The following is a 15,221-nucleotide window of genomic DNA, read 5'->3' as shown; positions in this document are numbered from 1 at the left end:
TCACTCCGGCTATTGTGGTGTCCGTGACCAGTTTACCCTCATTGCCCTGCTTGAACGCTTTCTGCGCGTCCGAAACTTCGACGCCTTCTTCGTCTCCCGCTCCCCCAGTCGAGGGTTTTGGCGCCTATAACTCCAGCTTTAAACGGTCAAGTTTGCGGGGAGCAGATCGAAGAGATGGACGATGCGCCGATCATCGGCTGAAGGCGGGAGTTCGATCAAGTTAATTGAGTCCTTCAACGCTGACCCCGAGCTAGTTGTTGGCGCGATTAATAGAGAGGGCCGGCGCATACACCGGTATCGGGACTTATCGGCTTAGAGATAATGCGAATGGCACGAAACCGTGGCTGCGGAGCACGTGGGGCACGAGAAGAATGAAGGCTTCCGGCCCCCGGGCCGTTGAGATCCCGCCCAGATCTTCGATCGATGCGGCGGGCCAGCCGAGATCCTGCAGCAGTCCTGTAACGACAGCTTTCGCTACAACATCTTCACCAGATAAGAACACAGACGGCGGCTGTGACAGTGCGCCTGGGTTCGCCATCACAGTGAATAACATGGTGTTGAGAGTCTTGACCACGCATGTCTCAGGCAGGGCCGCCTGAAGATGCTCCGCCAAACTATTGTTCGGATAGCTCAGCTGCGCAGGCATGCCGTCCTCGCCTCGCTTCGTTGCGTTTGAGATGTCGATAAGGATTTTGCCCTTGAGCTCGGCTCGCATTTCCGAGAACAGAGCTACGCTAGTGTCGCCGGGCGTCGCATTGAAGACCACCGCAGCATGCCGTGCGGCCTCGGCAGGCTTCGCGAAACCGACCGACGGTCCCTGCCACGCAATCTTTACCTTGGCCGGATCTCGGGCGCCGAAGGTTAGGCTATGCCCCGCCGAGGCGAGTTTCGATGCTAACGCCGAGCCGACCCGGCCCGCGCCGATGATTGCTATTTTGGTCATGTGGAAGCACCCTGTTTTGCTGCGTGACGAACTCAGGCTACGGCAGACGGAACCTCGACGGCGTGGGCGTGCACGCCCGGTGCCGCAGCCAGAAAGTTTGAGCTTTCTAGACCCCATGGCTCGCCATGGATGTCGGAGATTATGCCGCCTGCCTTTTGGACAAGGAGCGCGCCGGCAACGAGGCCGGAGCGAACATGGCGGAACTGCCCGAACACTTCGGTGCGCCCCGCCGCCAACTGAAATAACTGCCACCTCGCCGGCGCTGAAACGGCCACCACCAAAGCTCTCTCGAGCATTTCAGTCACCGAGCGGCCGATCTGCTTATGAGTGATGGCGCCTTCGCGCGGTCTTGCTTGTCCGGTGCCGACCATGGCTGCAGACAGATCGAATTTTATGGAAACATCAAGCTTCTCGCCGTTGAGGAACGAGCCGCCCCCGCGGACAGCGGTGTAGATCTTGTTGGTCGGCGGAAGATGTACGACGGTCAGCACCGGTATATTCTCACGCATTAAGGTTGCGGTGACGCACCAGTCGGTCAATTCATGAACAAGGTTGATCGCCTCCTCAACCGGGTCGACTACCCACCACTCTCCGGGCGGCAGATCCCCGCCAATGAGTTCGTCCTTGACCCAGCTGGCGGTTGGTCGCGCCTTGCTTAGACCGGCCCGCAACGCCTCCAACGAGATTTCGTCGTTGGCTGCGATCGTGTTAATGACGGCCCGCGAACCGACTGGTTTTTGCTTAGAAAAGGCGGCTAGCATGCGCCGACCTGCGTGTTTTAGAACATCTGCAACCTCGGAGATCAAGGCGCCATCTTCGGAAATGTCGGGCATCAAAGGTCGCTCTATTGCAGGTTCAAGATCAATAGACATATGAGGAAATGCTCGCATAACAACTCGCATTTTGAATGACCCTTCTGATAAGAGGCTCAGGCCTCGGACCCCGCAAATCACCGCACCAAAAGCGTTCGAAAGCGACTGTCGCTGCGGTCGTCGAGGCGGCAGCTCGCATTTTGGAAAGCAGGGGGCTGCAGGCCTACACCACAAACGCGGTTGCTAAAGTGTCTGGCGTAAGCATTGGTTCGCTTTACCAATACTTCCCAAACAAGGACTCAATCACTCAGGCGCTTATCGCGCGCGAGGCACATGTTCTGGTCGCGGAGGTCGAGCGGGCTGCGTCGTCCGCAGAGGGTTGGGAGGTCCTGGCCAAAATCGTTGAAGTCGCAGTTCGCAACCAACTCCGCCGGCCTTCACTGGCAAACATCCTTGACTTTGAAGAGCAGCGCCTGCCGGTCAGCGAGGGTATGGCGCAGCTTGGAGCTCAGCTCGTCAACACAATCGGAGTGAGTTTAAGCAGCGCTTCGTTCGAGCAAGCGGGCTCCGACCCGTTCGCGGTTCAAGACTTGATCGCAATCGTTAGGGGGATGGTCGACGGCGCGGGGGCGAGAGGTGAACGTGACGAGACAGCTCTTGCCTCGCGGGTGCAAAGGGCTGTTTTCGGATACTTGCAAAAAAATAGGGCGTGAATCGCCCCGGGTTTGTCGGAGGCCATTTCATTTAAGCCACGCCGCCATGGCTGGCTTGTCGAGCATAGGGTAGTAGCGCTCTTCGGCCTCGGGCCGGCGGAATGTTGCCGATGGGCTCCAGCAGCCGCGGGTTGTTGAACCAATCGATCAGGTCAGCGTGGCGAATACGACGGCTTCGAAGCTCCGGCAAGGTCCGTGCCGGGCCGTTGCTCCTGCAGGGCCTGGTCACGCGCGTCGAGCACGAAGCGGGCGTGTGCGGTCCGCGAGCGCCAGCGGACGATGCGACGGGCATAGGCGTCGATGACGAAGACGACGTAGACGAAGCCTGACCAGTTGCTGACACCTGACCAGTTGCTGACAGAGGAGAAGTCCGAGAGCCAAAACATCTTCGGCGCCGGCGCAGGGAAGATGCGGTTCACATGATCAAGCGGGCATAGTGCCGCCTTGCCGGCCCAGGGTGCGCTGGACTTGCCGCGCATCACACCTTATAGATCCGCGCTTCGCATCAGGCGCGCCACGTTGCATCGAGCGAGTCGTTGCCCTTCGCGCTTCATCTGCCGCCAGACCTGGCGCGCACCACAGACCTGAAAGTTTTCTCAAAAACCCGTGCGACCTCAGGCAACAGGGCGGCATCGCGCCTCTTCCGGATCGAGAGTTTGGCCGGATCGTCACGCCGAGAGGCACGAGCGTGGTAGGTTGACGGGGCGACCAGCAGCACCCTGCACATCGGCTCGACCCCATAGGTCCGTCGGGGGGGCGTCAATAAAAGCGATCATCGCTTGAACGAGCGGTCAAGCTCCGCTTGGGCAAAATACGCCGATGTCTTGCGGAGGATCTCATTTGCCCGCCGAAGATTATCGATACTCGCGTTCCAGCGTCGTGAGCTTGGCCGCCATATCTGTTGTGAGACCGGGTTTCGGCCGCTGTCGGCCTCGGACTTCTTGACCGACTCGTCAGCATCTGACCGTGCCGGAGATCGACATGATCGCCGTCCAGCGGGACGGATGGTCGGCCTCATAATCCAGCACCATCGGCGCCGCACGGAGCCGCATCTCAGGCGAAAATTTTGCTTGTCGTCTTGCTCGTCATCGCTCCACCTTCTCGTCTTAATCGTTGGCTGGTTTTCGTGCGAAAGCAGAGCTGTCGAAGGGTGGGGTGGTCCCGCCCGGCGGCGCCTGGGAGCTCTGACTGCAATCATGCGAAAATCATCGTGATGGCCAAGGCCCTCATCCGCGACGGCCATCGGTGGACCACAAGCCGCGCTTGACCAACACGGATGCTCAGGAGTTGGAGCCTCCGACCAACCCTCAGTGGTTCACCAAAGCTAAAAAGCCTACTTCACAGATGACCTCACTTAGTGGGCAGGCCAACGTGCGGAAGGGAGCGTGATCCTCCCAGTTCCCGACTGAGTTCCGTGGCCGCTTCGCGCAATGCGCGTGCAACGCGCCCGTTGTCGGAGGTGTCGAGGCCGCCGACCGTGCCAACCACCGTCAAACCGGCGACCAGTCCGGCTGGGCCGAAAATTGGCGCGCTCAATCCGGTGATACCCGGAACCAGAAGACCTTGCACTTCGGCAAGCCCTCTCGCGGTGACTTCGTCGGCGATCCGGTTGACGTCAACGATCGAGTGGATGCCAGCCCGCGCCGCGGGGCCGTCCTTGTCCGCCAGTTCACGGGTTACTGCAGCCGCTGTCGTGGCTCGGTCAAGCCAGGCCAGAAAAATGCGTCCGTTAGACGATGTTAGGACATCCAGCACCGCGCCGAGTCGCACCGTCACCACCACCGGACGACTGTTCTCGACGAGGCGCACGATCGTTGCGCCGTAACGGTTCCAGACGGTCAAAGATAGTGTCTCGTCAATTATATCAGATAGTTGATGCATAACGGAATAGGATGACTCGATGACGTCCAAACGGCGCATCGCGCCCAAACCGAGTTCGAGCGCGAAGCGGCCCAGGTCATAGAGACCGCTCGAATTGTGCTGGCGAACCAGACCAACCCGCGTGAAGCTCGTCAGGTACTTATGCGCCTGGCTCAAGCTCATATCCGCGGCTGCGGCGAGAGCGGACAAGGACATAGCACCGTTGCTGGCAGTCAGGGCAGTCAGTAGCCGCAATCCCACCTCGACCGACTGAATGCCGGAGCGGCCACCGTCCGTGGACGGGCGAAAGAAATCAGTTGACAAGGCTCGTTCCTTTTATTTCCTAATAAGACATAGATATCTCAATAAGAAATTACCACGTCAGCGCCTACGGCCGAGAGCCGTACAGAAAGGGTGCGACAGCCATGGGAAGGAAAACGACATGCGCTCATTGCTCGCGCTATTGAGTCTCGCGCTATTGGCTCTCATCAGCGCCTCCTCCAACGTCTCGGCCGACACACCGCTCCGCGTCGGCGTGGTTTCGCGAACATTCTACTACGTGCCGCTCTGGGCGGCGGTCGAACGAGGCTTCTACAAATCGGAAGGCCTCGATGTCACGCTAGAGGTGATGCAGGACGCCACAACACAGGTGTCGGCTCTGCTGGAAGGAAAGTCCGACATCACGGTCGCCCCGACCGAAGCGATCATCAGCAACGCAGAGAGCGGCGGTCCGCTCCGGATGCTTGCCGGTAATTCCGGAAAGCTCAGCCACTTCGTCATCGCCCAAAGCAAGTTCAAGCGAATTGAGGATCTCAAGGGCGCCCGCATCGGCATTCTGAGCATGATGGAGGGCAGCCGCTTCCATTTCCAGGAGATCGCGGAAAAGCATGGTCTGCACTATCCGGGCGATTACACGCTCGTCCAGACCGGTGGGGCTCCCGCGCGACACAAGCTGCTGCTTTCCGATACGATTGATGTCGGCTTGCAGTCCATCCCGTGGTCCTACGTCGCGGAAGATGCGGGGTTCGCCAATCTCGCAGATGTCGCCAAGTACATCCCGGATTGGCAGTTCACGACTTTCAATGCCGACGGCCGTTGGGCTTCCGCCAACCGTGACGTGGTGGTGCGCTTCCTACGCGCCACTCAGCGTGCCGTGGACTGGATGTATGCCAATCGCGAGGAATCGGTCGGCATCGCTGCACGCGAATTGCAAGTCAAGGAGAGCTATGCGGACCGCGCCTGGGTGTACTTCACCAGCACCGGAGCGATCACCCGCGATATGGCGATCAACGAAAAGGGGCTCGCCAGCGTCGTCCAGGTGATGCGCAAGGCACAGCTGCTGAAGGGAGACGCGCCCGTCGAGCTCAGCCGTTATGTCGATGACAGCTTTCACAAGGATGCGCGGGCCATTGCCTTTGCGACCGGTCCGTTTCTCAAGACGCCTGCCGAGACGAAGGATCTCTTCGACAAGCTATTCGCCAATGTCGCGGCGAAGGCGGGTGTCGCGCATCGGACTGTCGTCTTCGCTGACTGGAAGGATGTGGGACGCGCGTTGGTCGCCGGGCAGGTTGATGTCGCATGGATGGGGGGCGGTTCGCGCTACGCCGAAGCTAAGCTCGCGGGAGCCGGGCCAGCCATCGCGACTGCGCTTTTCCAGGGGAAACCGACCTATCGCGCGCTGCTGATCGCGAGGAACGGCATCACCTTCAAGGATTTTCCCAAAGACGCCAAAGGCCTGAGCCTGCAGCTGACTCATCGGAATTCGACCACCGGATGGCTCGCCCCGTATGCGTGGCTTGCCGATCAGGGCCTGAAGCCCCAGCGCAACTTCGCCTATCGCGAAGGAACCCAGCATCGTGACAACGAGATCATCGTCGCGAAGGGCGAGGCGGACCTAGTTTCGGACAGCGACAATAATCGCGAGCTGATGATCCGGCAGGGCGCGATCAAGGCGGATGACGGCCGTGTGGTCTGGACCTCGGCTCCGGTGCCATTCGATCCGATCCAGGTCCGCGTCGATCTCGATCCCGCGCTAGCTGCGAAATTCGCAGCTGCCTTCGTCGCCATCACACCCGAACAGGCCAAGCAGTCGATGATGACGAACTACACCGGCTTTGCGCCGGCAACGGATGCGACCTACGCGGACGTCGTGGAAGCCTGGCGCCGCTATGGGAAGGACTGAGAAACAACAAAATAAGGAGGTTGCGCCATGGAATTGAGCTTAGCTACGCAAAATTTTGATCAATCGAGGTCAGAAAATTTGCCGATTTTACTCACAAAACTTCCGGCGATGCAGGAACTTCGACGACAGCGCCGACGCTACATAGTCACTGCTTCGCTGTTCCTCCTCATCTTCAATCTGGCACAGCCAGTGCTGTCGGTATCGACCCGCTGGCTTGATGGAGTGGCCTTCGGAAATCTGACCTGGGGATGGATCTATGCCTTTGCGCAATTCCCGGTGCCGCTCGCGGTTCTGCATCTCTACCTGAGAAAAGCGCGCGAATACGAAAAGGCGGCTCAAGCCATCAGGGAAATCAACAATGGCTAACTTCCAGACTGTGGCGTTTCTTGGCGCCATCGCAGTGATCGGCTTCCTCATTTCGCTGTGGGGATTGCGCCGCTCGCGCACCACCGGAGGATTCTTCACTGCCGATTCCGGTGTATCTCCCGGGCAGAACGGCATGGCGATCGCGGGCGATTTCCTGTCGTCCGCGGCGTTCCTGGGCATTGTCGGTGCGACCGCGCTCAACGGCCTATCCGGCTTCTATCTCGCGATCAGCGTTCCAACCACCTTCGTGCTGATGGCGCTGATCATTGCCGAGCCGCTGCGCAACCTTGGGCGCTATACGCTTTCGGACGTGCTCGCCGCGCGGTTTGACGGCGCCAATCTGCGCGCCGTCGCCGCCTTCAATGCGCTGGTGATCAGCAGCCTGTTCCTGGTCGCCCAGTTTGTCGGCGCCGGGCTGGTCGTCAGCCTCCTTATCGGCACCAGCTACCCGGTCTCGCTATTGTTGGTGGGCGGGCTCATGACCGTCTACGTCTTGCTCGGCGGCATGAGCGCGGTGACTTGGATTCAGATTTTCAAGACCGTGCTGCTGCTGCTTGCTGGTTTGACGCTGGGTGTGCTGACCCTGGCGCGCTTTGATTGGAGCCCGAGCCGGATCTTCGCGGAAGCCATGACGCGTATCGGACCGCACGTCATGCTCCCGCCGCATCCCGGAACGATTGCCAGCTCCCTCGACTATGTTTCGCTGAATCTGGGTGTAGCGCTCGGCCCACTTGGCCTCCCGCATGTCCTGATCCGCTTCCTGACGGTGAAGGATTCGCGGGCTGCACGAAGCTCGGTAGCGATCGCGTGCTGGATCATCGCAGCATTTCTGCTCGCGATTTCCTTGACCGGGCTTGGCGCAGGCGTGCTGCTCGGCACCGACGCTATCCGCGCCGCCAACCCGGCCGGAACCCTCACCACGCCCATGCTCGCGCAAGAACTGGGCGGCTCCGCGCTGCTGGCCTTCGTTGCGGCGGTGATTTTCGCCACCAGCGTCGCGGTCATCGCCGGTGTCGCCATTTCGGCCTCGGGCACCTTCACACATGACCTCTACGCCAGTCTGATCCGCCCCAAGGCGAAGGAAGGCGAGCGTTTGCTGGCGGCACGCGTGGCGGCGATGGCGATCTGTTGCCTGGCCATCGTGGTTTCCCTCGGCGCGTCCAAGCTCAACATTGCCTATATCGGGGTTATCGCCATGACGGTTGCCGCCAGCGGCAATGTCCCGGTCGTCCTGCTCACCTTGCTCTGGCGCGGCTTCAACAAGACCGGCGCACTTTCCGGCCTGATTGGGGGCGTGACGGTTGCATTGGGGCTGACCCTGGTCGGTCCGACGGTGATGGGACCCGATGCGCTCTTTCCTTTGGCGAATGTGGGCCTGGTTTCGATTCCGGCAGGATGCCTAGCGGCATGGCTGGGCGCGCTGCTCGGCCGGCCGGAGGCGGGGGCGGGCGATCGCTTCGATCAGGTTGCGGCACGTGCCGCCCTGGCTCCCCAGTAGGAGATCGGGATGCGCGTCGGCCTCATCATTCCTTCGGTCAACGTCGTCATCGAGCATGACCTCAGGTTGTTTCTGCCTGAGGAGGTCCGTGCCCATGTGACACGCATTCCCTTGACCTCGACATCAACCTCGGCGCTACAGGCCGCGCTGTCGGCGGCGCCGGCCGCCGCGCGCCTGCTGGCCGACGCGGGGGTGTCGGCGGTCGCGCTCGCCTGCACCGGGGCGAGCATGATCGCGGGCGAGGGGGGGCTCACCGCGGCGGAGCGCCTTACACAGGAGACCAGCTTGCCAGCCATCGACACCATGGGGGCGCTGTTTGCCGCGTTCAGCGAGGTGGGAGCACGGCGCATTGCGCTGGTCAGCCCCTTCGGAGAGGCCTTCAACGCAGCGGAAGCCGCTGTCTTGAATGCCGGAGGCGTGGACGTCGTGGCCATGGCAGGGTTTGGAATGGCAAATCCGGCTCTTTGCCCCGACGTCGATCCGGAGGTCATCGTCGAGCGCGCGGCTGCGATCGATAACGACCGCGCCGATGCGGTGTTCCTGAGTTGCGCCAACCTGCGCGCCCTCGAGGCGGTAGCACCGCTGGAGGCGAGACTCGGCAAGCCCGTCATCACGAGCAACCAGGCGGTTCTATGGGCGCTGCTGCGCCTTTGCTCCAGTACTGCCGTCCCGAAAGACGGCGGCCGCTTATTCATGAGTTCTTTGGAGAGATGCCAGTGACTGATCGTATCCATTTGGGAATAGTCGTGCCGGCCTTCTTCTATCTCCCGTTCTGGGCTGGGGTGAGCGAAGGCTTCTACGCTGCCGAGGGTCTGGACGTTGAGATCGAGGTCTTCGGCGGCATCGATCCTCTAACGGAGGCGCTGAAGGAAGGGCGTGTCGACATCGCTGTCGGTTCCCCCGAACATGTCATCCACGACGTGGAGGTGGGTGGCTCGTTGCGTATGATCGGCGGAAACGTCAATCGCCCCACTCACGACCTCATCGCCCAGCCGGCGATCAAGACGCTGGAGGATCTCAAGGGCAAGCTCATCGGCGTTTCGTCGCTATCGGGCGGCACGAGTTCGCTTTTCATCGAGATCCTGGAGAAGGAGGCGGGGCTGCGATACGGCACGGATTATCGCATGGAGCCTGCCGGCGTCGTGCCTCCGCGGCACGAGAAGCTGCTGGCTGGGACGATCGACGCCTGCATGCAGACCGACCCGCACAACTACATGGCCGAGGATGCCGGATTTTCCAATCTGGGGCCGGTGAAGCAGTGGATCCCCTACTTTCAGTTCACGTCGATCAATGTCCGGCAAGACTGGGGCGATCGCTTCCGCGATAAGGTCGAGCGCTTTCTGGCCGCTAGCATCCGCGCATCGGCCTGGATGGCCGAAAATGAGGACGCCGCGGTTTCTCTCGCGACCGAGAGGATGGAGGTCGAGGAGCGATACGCGCGCAAGGCGTGGCATGACCACGTCGACGGCGATGCGCTGCCGCTCGATTTGCGGCTTGAGCCGCGCGCGATCGAAACGGAGCTGGACATGATCCGCCGCGATCGCAATGCGGCCTTTTCGATTGCGCCCGATTCAACCTGGCGAAAATACGTCGACGAGAGCTTCCTCGCGGCTGTGCGCGAACGGTTCCCCGAACTCCGCAAAGCTGGATAGAGGCGAGCGGCTCTCCCGCTTCCTTACGGCTCCGCCCAGTTATTCAGAGTGGAGCCGGCGCAGGTCTTACCCCGCCTTTGCGTTGGTAGCCAACGTCGATCCGCTAATCAATGTCCATGAGCGACCATTTCTGCCGTGCTCCGCAGGGGACAACCGCGGGCACCATCGCGTTCGGCGCTCGGGCCCGTGACCTCAATCCAGCAAGGCGTTGACAGCAGGTAGATTGTATGTATTCTGTTGATCAGCATACATACAATCTGGCGTAGACCAGAGATAAACATTGGGAGGAATGGTCATGCCGTGTTGTTCCCACGCCACGACGTCCGTGCAGGCTGCTTGCCGTCAAAGTCCTGGAACTGGCAAGCCCGAATGGGCCCGTTTGCCCGTCCGACGGCAGTCGACAGCAGAGGGGCCGGCGAAGCTTGCGACCCGCGGGCGCACTCTCCTCAACGACCTGACATTGCGGGCGACGCGTTAGCCCGAGCACGATGTCTTGGGGGGCGTAATGCAGATCATCTGCCGGTCAGCGCCGCATTAGGTCGTCGCATTCCCGGGTGGCGGCATCTCAGAGCGCAACCTGCTGGGCGACCTTCCGCAGCCGTATCGCCAGCCACGTGTCGTGAGCCGCGATGGAGGCACATGAGGGCAGCCCGACGCCCAAATCAGCCTTCCCTTTCGAGAAAGCCCTTGTTTCGGAGCGACGTCATGACCCTTCATTTTCGTGTAGATACCGACGCGGCCGAGCAGATTCCGTCGCTTAGCGCTGATTTCTGCCACGGCTCGATGGTCGCGAACCCATGACGGCGGGCGTGGCCAAGATGATTCAACCGTCGCGAATATCCGAGCAGATCGCCGCCGGACCGCCACCTCTCGCGGTCGAGAATGTTACGAAGCGCTTCGGCGAGGGGCCGGATGCGTTGACCGCGATTGATCAGATTTCCTTCACCGTCGAGGCAGGGGAGTTCGTCTCGGTCATAGGGCCCTCCGGCTGTGGAAAGTCGACGCTATTTCACGTAATCGGCGGTCTCACCAACGCCACGAGCGGGCAGGTGCGCGTTGAGAACGATACGATCGACGGCCCTCATTCCGCCGTGGGTATCGTCTTCCAGGAGGAGTCCACCTTCCCCTGGCGGAACGTGATCGACAATGTCGCCTTTCCATTAGAACTGCAGGGCATCGGGCGTGGTGAGCGCCATGAGACCGCACGCCACTTTATCGAGATGGTCGGCCTTCAGGGTTTCGAAAAGCGCCTTCCGTCGGAGTTGTCCGGTGGCATGCGCCAACGCGTCTCGATCGCTCGGACGCTGGCAGCGCGGCCCCGAATCCTTCTGATGGACGAACCTTTTGCCGCGCTCGACGAGCAGACGCGTCTTCTGCTCGGCGACCGGGTGCTGCAGATCCAGCAGGATTTGGCGCAAACGACGCTTCTCATCACCCATTCGATCACCGAGGCGGTGCAACTCTCCGATCGGATTATTGTCATGAGCTATCGGCCAGGGCGCGTGAAGCGGATCGTCAAGGTCGACCTGCCGCGGCCTCGCACCTCCGACGTGGTCGTCAGCCCGGAATTCGGAGCCTATGTCGCCGACATCTGGGCCGACCTTCGCGAGGAAGCCAGCAAGGGCCTGGCGGAAGCCGAGCGGCGCGGGGCCTGAGGCCATGAGGACCCATCCCCAGATTTTCGCGCCTCTGTACGGCCTTACCACGATCGTTCTCGCGCTCGTCGTTGCGCAGGGGCTTATCCTGGCGGAGGTCATTAGCCCCTATATTGTGCCCTTGCCGACGGACATCATCATTAGCCTGTGGCGGATGGTGGCGGAGGAAGGCATCATCGGCCGGTTTTTAGTGACGGCCGGAGAGACGCTTGCCGCCGGCCTGCTCATTCTCGTGGTCGGCATCCCGATCGGACTGCTGCTCTACCGCTTCACAAGACTGCGCATGGCCTTCGAGCCCTGGTTGGCGGGCTGGGCCGCGGCGCCGCTTGTACTCGCCTATCCGTTGTTCCTGGTCCTCTTCGGGCGCAGTTCTCTGACGATCATCGTCATCGGTTTCGCATCCGGCGTGGCGCCCGTGGCGCTGAAGACGATCGAAGGATTCGCTTCTACGCGGAGCGTTCTGGTCAATGTCGGGCGCAGTTTCCGGCTGACCCCGGCGCAAGAATTCCGTCAAATCCTCCTGCCCTCGGCCTTGGCGCAAATCTTTGTAGGGCTGCGTCTTGGGTTGATATTCTGCCTGATCAATATCGTAGGTGTCGAGTTCCTGATCAATCTAGGTGGGCTCGGGCACCTGATCAACGAGCTCTCGGAACGATACGATCTTTCTGGAACCTATGCTGCGATCTGTTTCGTCGTTTTCGTGAGCGTCATCTTCTTTGTAATTCTCGATCGGTGTGAAACATGGCTGCGACATCGGGGATAACGGTCGGCCGAGGCCGCAGTGAGATGAGCATCGGCGCGATCAGGCTTTGCGCCGCCGCGCTGCTGCTGGCGCTTTGGCAGGGCCTTGCGCTCTCGGGTCTGTTCTTTCGCGATGTCGTCCCGACGCTGCAGAAGATCGTCTACGGCCTGGTCGCGCTCTTCGGCACGCCGGCCTTCTACTCCAATCTCGCCGTCACCGGCGGCGAACTTGCGCTTGCGCTCCTAATCGGCGGCATAACAGGCCTGTTCGTCGGTTTTGCGCTGGGTAGCAATGCTTCCCTGTCGTCTGCCTATGAAAGGTGGCTGAGCTATCTCGGGCCGACGCCGAAGATCATCCTGTTTCCCGTGATGATCATGCTCTTCGGGGTGGGATCTGGATCGAAGGTCGCGATGGGCGCGGTCTCTTGCTTCTTCCCGATCGCGATCAGCGTTGCGGCGGGGGTCCGGGGCGTGTCCCCGACCTTCCGACGGGTTGGCCGCTCGCTGCAGGCTAATGCCTGGCAGATGTTCACGAAAATCGAGCTTCCAGCCATGGCGGCGCCGCTCGTCAACGGATTTCGGCTGGGTTTCGGAGTGGCCATCATCGGCGTTCTGCTCGCCGAGACCAAGCTGTCCAACCAGGGCATTGGGTTCATGATCATCAACGCCTTTTCGCGGTTCGACATGCCGCAGATGTACGCGCTGCTGATCGTTACGATCGCTTCCGCGGCCACGATCAACGCCTTGGCGGTGAGGGCGGCGCGGCATTTCGGCGCAAAGACATTCTGAAACTGGTCGGGAGAGAAGTCGTGATCGGCAAGCCGGCGCAAGTATTTCTCGCAGCTCTCGCTCTGATGAACTCCTTCCTGCCAGCAGCGGCGGCAGAGCTGAAGGTCGCCATCGGCCAGCGAGGCAACTGGGATACCTCGATCACCGAGCTCGGCCTTCGCGCCGGCATCTTCAAGAACCATGGGCTGGATCTCGAACTGCTCTACACGCAAGGCGGTGGCGAGACCCAGCAGGCCGTGCTCTCGCGTAGCGTCGATATCGGCGTGGCCGTTGGAACACTGGGCGTGCTCGGCGTTGCATCGAAGGGGGCACCGCTGAGGATAATCGGCGGCGAAGCGACCGGCGTCGGTGAACTCTACTGGTATGTGCCGGTCGCCTCGCCGATCAAAACGATCGCGGATTTGCAGGGGCGCACCATCGCCTATTCGACCAACGGTTCTTCGAGCCATAGTCCGTTGCTGCTGCTTGGGCGCGAGCAGAAGCTCAATCTCGACAAGCTCGTCGCGACCGGCGGGCTGCCAGGCACCTACACGCAGGTCATGTCCGGCCAGATCGATGTCGGATGGGCGGCTGCACCGTTCGGCCTCGATCAGCTTGGCAAGACCACCCGCATCGTCTTTCGCGGTATCGACGTTGTCGGGATGCGCAACCAGACCTCGCGCGTACTCATCACCCATGCAGGCGTGCTCGCGCAGAAGAAGGCGGCCGTCACGGCCTACCTGGCTGCCTATCGCGAGACGATTGACTGGATGCATGCGAGCGATGAGGCGATCCCGATTTACGCGGCATTTGCGGGCGTCAGCGAGGAGGCTGCCAAGCGTACTCGCGACGAGTTCTTCTCCAAGGCCGCGCTGGATCCAGGGACGCTGGTCGGGCTTCCCGAGATGATGGCAGACGCCGTGCAGTTCAAGTTTCTGCAGGCCCCGCTGACGCAAGAGCAACTTGCGCAGATCATTCAAATAGAGAGGAAAAGCCCATGAGACGTAGAGATGCACTGCGCCTGATCGGCGCAACAATCCCCGCCGTTGTAATTGGCTCTCAGCGCGCATTCGCCGAGGACAATTTCAAGCTCGCGATCGGGCAGCGCGGCAACTGGGAGAATTCGGTTTGCGAACTTGGCCAGAACGCGGGCTTCTTCAAGAAGCACGGTGTGACCCTCGAAATCCTCTACACTGAGGGAGGAGGTCAGACGCAGCAGGCCGTGATCTCCGGCAGTGCCGATATCGGCATCGGCGTGGGTACCTACGGCGTCCTGGGCGCCTTTGCCAAGAACGCCCCGATCAGGATCATCGGTGCCTCTATGGCCGGTGCGCATGATCTGTACTGGTATGCCAAGGCCGACAGCCAGATCCAGACCATCAAGGATGCCGCCGGCAAGACGGTCGCCTATTCGACCACCGGCTCATCCACCCACCTCGTCGTCCTCGGTCTCGCCAAGACGCTTGGCGTCCAGTTCCAGGCGGTCGCCACAGGCAGCCCGCCTTCGACCTTCACCCAGGTGATGTCCGGTCAGATCAGCGTCGGCTGGAGTTCTCCGCCTTTTGCGGTCGAAGCGGTTGATCGCGGCCAAATCCGGATCGTGGCGCGGGGTAGCGATGTTCCTGCGTTCGCCGGCCAGACGGTGCGCGTCATGATCGCCAATGCGGCGAGCTATCAGCGTCGAAGCGAAGCCTATGGTCGCTTCATGCAGGCCTATCGCGAAACGCTTGATTGGCTCTATGCCGATCCGCAGGCGCTCGACGCCTACGCCGCTTGGGCTGGGGTCACTCCCGCTCTCGCCAAGCGGGTGCGCGACGAGTTCTTCCCCAAAAAGAACCTCGAGCCGGGCCGGATCATCGGCTTGCCCGAGCTCATGGAAGATGCGGTCACGCACAAATATCTGCCGGCGCCGCTGTCGCCGGATCGGATCAAGACGCTCGTCGTTCTCGGCACAACGTGACTGGAGCGACACTACGCATGTCGCGCTCACCGTAATTGGGCGCGAGATGCGAGCGCCCGTGCACATATGCG

14 protein-coding genes, 1 pseudogene and 1 other annotated feature are annotated in these 15,221 nt (G+C 61.2%); of the genes and pseudogenes, 11 read left to right on the top strand and 4 right to left on the bottom strand.

What is annotated here, in order from left to right:
- Positions 1–304: 304 nt before the first annotated feature.
- Both FHT98_RS25945 and FHT98_RS25940 read right to left on the bottom strand, forming a co-directional pair.
- Positions 305–943: an NADPH-dependent F420 reductase gene (locus FHT98_RS25945; RefSeq protein WP_142116007.1), complete on the bottom strand. Its 639-nt coding sequence runs from the start codon at positions 941–943 to the stop codon at positions 305–307.
- A gap of 32 nt (positions 944–975) precedes the next feature.
- Complete coding sequence (locus FHT98_RS25940; RefSeq protein ID WP_185745297.1) at positions 976–1,815, bottom strand: inositol monophosphatase family protein; 840 nt, start codon at positions 1,813–1,815, stop codon at positions 976–978.
- A 35-nt stretch (positions 1,816–1,850) separates the two neighbouring features.
- Here FHT98_RS25940 and FHT98_RS25935 point away from each other — a divergent pair, with 35 nt between their 5' ends.
- Positions 1,851–2,468 (top strand): TetR/AcrR family transcriptional regulator, encoded by a 618-nt coding sequence (locus tag FHT98_RS25935; protein ID WP_142116005.1) that lies wholly within the window; start codon positions 1,851–1,853, stop codon positions 2,466–2,468.
- A gap of 27 nt (positions 2,469–2,495) precedes the next feature.
- Here the strand turns inward: FHT98_RS25935 and FHT98_RS25930 are convergent.
- Both FHT98_RS25930 and FHT98_RS25925 read right to left on the bottom strand, forming a co-directional pair.
- Positions 2,496–3,520 (bottom strand): annotated as a pseudogene (locus FHT98_RS25930) (IS3 family transposase).
- Positions 3,169–3,286 (bottom strand) — a sequence feature (AL1L pseudoknot). It overlaps the preceding pseudogene by 118 nt.
- Positions 3,521–3,818: 298 nt before the next feature.
- Positions 3,819–4,652, bottom strand: coding sequence for an IclR family transcriptional regulator (locus FHT98_RS25925; RefSeq protein ID WP_142116004.1), 834 nt, complete (start codon positions 4,650–4,652; stop codon positions 3,819–3,821).
- A gap of 118 nt (positions 4,653–4,770) precedes the next feature.
- Between FHT98_RS25925 and FHT98_RS25920 the strand changes: the two genes are divergently transcribed.
- From FHT98_RS25920 to FHT98_RS25875, 10 genes are all read left to right on the top strand, one after another.
- Positions 4,771–6,510, top strand: a complete 1,740-nt coding sequence (locus tag FHT98_RS25920) for a PhnD/SsuA/transferrin family substrate-binding protein (RefSeq protein WP_185745296.1) — start codon at positions 4,771–4,773, stop codon at positions 6,508–6,510.
- A 27-nt stretch (positions 6,511–6,537) separates the two neighbouring features.
- Positions 6,538–6,876, top strand: coding sequence for a DUF485 domain-containing protein (locus tag FHT98_RS25915; RefSeq protein ID WP_142116002.1), 339 nt, complete (start codon positions 6,538–6,540; stop codon positions 6,874–6,876).
- Entirely contained in the window at positions 6,869–8,374 is a 1,506-nt protein-coding gene (locus tag FHT98_RS25910) for a solute symporter family protein (RefSeq protein WP_142116001.1), read from the top strand. Before FHT98_RS25915 ends, FHT98_RS25910 begins: the two co-directional genes overlap by 8 nt.
- A gap of 9 nt (positions 8,375–8,383) precedes the next feature.
- Complete coding sequence (locus tag FHT98_RS25905; RefSeq protein ID WP_142116000.1) at positions 8,384–9,094, top strand: maleate cis-trans isomerase family protein; 711 nt, start codon at positions 8,384–8,386, stop codon at positions 9,092–9,094.
- Positions 9,091–10,026, top strand: coding sequence for an ABC transporter substrate-binding protein (locus FHT98_RS25900; protein ID WP_210244442.1), 936 nt, complete (start codon positions 9,091–9,093; stop codon positions 10,024–10,026). Before FHT98_RS25905 ends, FHT98_RS25900 begins: the two co-directional genes overlap by 4 nt.
- Before the next feature lie 818 nt (positions 10,027–10,844).
- Complete coding sequence (locus FHT98_RS25895; RefSeq protein ID WP_142116035.1) at positions 10,845–11,681, top strand: ABC transporter ATP-binding protein; 837 nt, start codon at positions 10,845–10,847, stop codon at positions 11,679–11,681.
- Positions 11,682–11,685: 4 nt separating this feature from the next.
- Positions 11,686–12,444, top strand: a complete 759-nt coding sequence (locus FHT98_RS25890; RefSeq protein ID WP_185745295.1) for an ABC transporter permease — start codon at positions 11,686–11,688, stop codon at positions 12,442–12,444.
- A gap of 23 nt (positions 12,445–12,467) precedes the next feature.
- Positions 12,468–13,211 carry an ABC transporter permease gene (locus FHT98_RS25885; protein ID WP_248309364.1) on the top strand — a complete coding sequence of 248 codons (744 nt, stop codon included), beginning with the start codon at positions 12,468–12,470 and terminating at the stop codon, positions 13,209–13,211.
- Positions 13,212–13,231: 20 nt separating this feature from the next.
- Complete coding sequence (locus tag FHT98_RS25880; protein WP_248309363.1) at positions 13,232–14,191, top strand: ABC transporter substrate-binding protein; 960 nt, start codon at positions 13,232–13,234, stop codon at positions 14,189–14,191.
- A complete protein-coding gene (locus FHT98_RS25875; protein WP_142115998.1) occupies positions 14,188–15,150 on the top strand; it encodes an ABC transporter substrate-binding protein in 963 nt (320 codons plus the stop codon). The genes FHT98_RS25880 and FHT98_RS25875 overlap by 4 nt, the downstream gene beginning before the upstream one ends.
- The last annotated feature ends 71 nt before the right edge of the window (positions 15,151–15,221 follow it).

The organism is Allobosea sp. AK1 (genome assembly GCF_006714945.1).
In the GTDB taxonomy this organism is placed as follows: Bacteria; Pseudomonadota; Alphaproteobacteria; order Rhizobiales; family Beijerinckiaceae; genus Allobosea; species Allobosea robiniae.
This window is presented reverse-complemented; position numbering and strand designations above follow the sequence as displayed.

What these genes read in the sequence shown, in the direction of transcription:
- FHT98_RS25885 (WP_248309364.1), top strand. Translation starts at nt 12,468, where the DNA reads ATGAGCATCGGCGCGATCAGGCTTTGCGCCGCCGCGCTGCTGCTGGCG.
- FHT98_RS25910 (WP_142116001.1), top strand. Translation starts at nt 6,869, where the DNA reads ATGGCTAACTTCCAGACTGTGGCGTTTCTTGGCGCCATCGCAGTGATC.
- FHT98_RS25915 (WP_142116002.1), top strand. Translation starts at nt 6,538, where the DNA reads ATGGAATTGAGCTTAGCTACGCAAAATTTTGATCAATCGAGGTCAGAA.
- FHT98_RS25940 (WP_185745297.1), bottom strand. Translation starts at nt 1,815, where the DNA reads ATGTCTATTGATCTTGAACCTGCAATAGAGCGACCTTTGATGCCCGAC.
- FHT98_RS25905 (WP_142116000.1), top strand. Translation starts at nt 8,384, where the DNA reads ATGCGCGTCGGCCTCATCATTCCTTCGGTCAACGTCGTCATCGAGCAT.
- FHT98_RS25920 (WP_185745296.1), top strand. Translation starts at nt 4,771, where the DNA reads ATGCGCTCATTGCTCGCGCTATTGAGTCTCGCGCTATTGGCTCTCATC.
- FHT98_RS25935 (WP_142116005.1), top strand. Translation starts at nt 1,851, where the DNA reads ATGACCCTTCTGATAAGAGGCTCAGGCCTCGGACCCCGCAAATCACCG.
- FHT98_RS25945 (WP_142116007.1), bottom strand. Translation starts at nt 943, where the DNA reads ATGACCAAAATAGCAATCATCGGCGCGGGCCGGGTCGGCTCGGCGTTA.
- FHT98_RS25875 (WP_142115998.1), top strand. Translation starts at nt 14,188, where the DNA reads ATGAGACGTAGAGATGCACTGCGCCTGATCGGCGCAACAATCCCCGCC.
- FHT98_RS25890 (WP_185745295.1), top strand. Translation starts at nt 11,686, where the DNA reads ATGAGGACCCATCCCCAGATTTTCGCGCCTCTGTACGGCCTTACCACG.
- FHT98_RS25895 (WP_142116035.1), top strand. Translation starts at nt 10,845, where the DNA reads ATGATTCAACCGTCGCGAATATCCGAGCAGATCGCCGCCGGACCGCCA.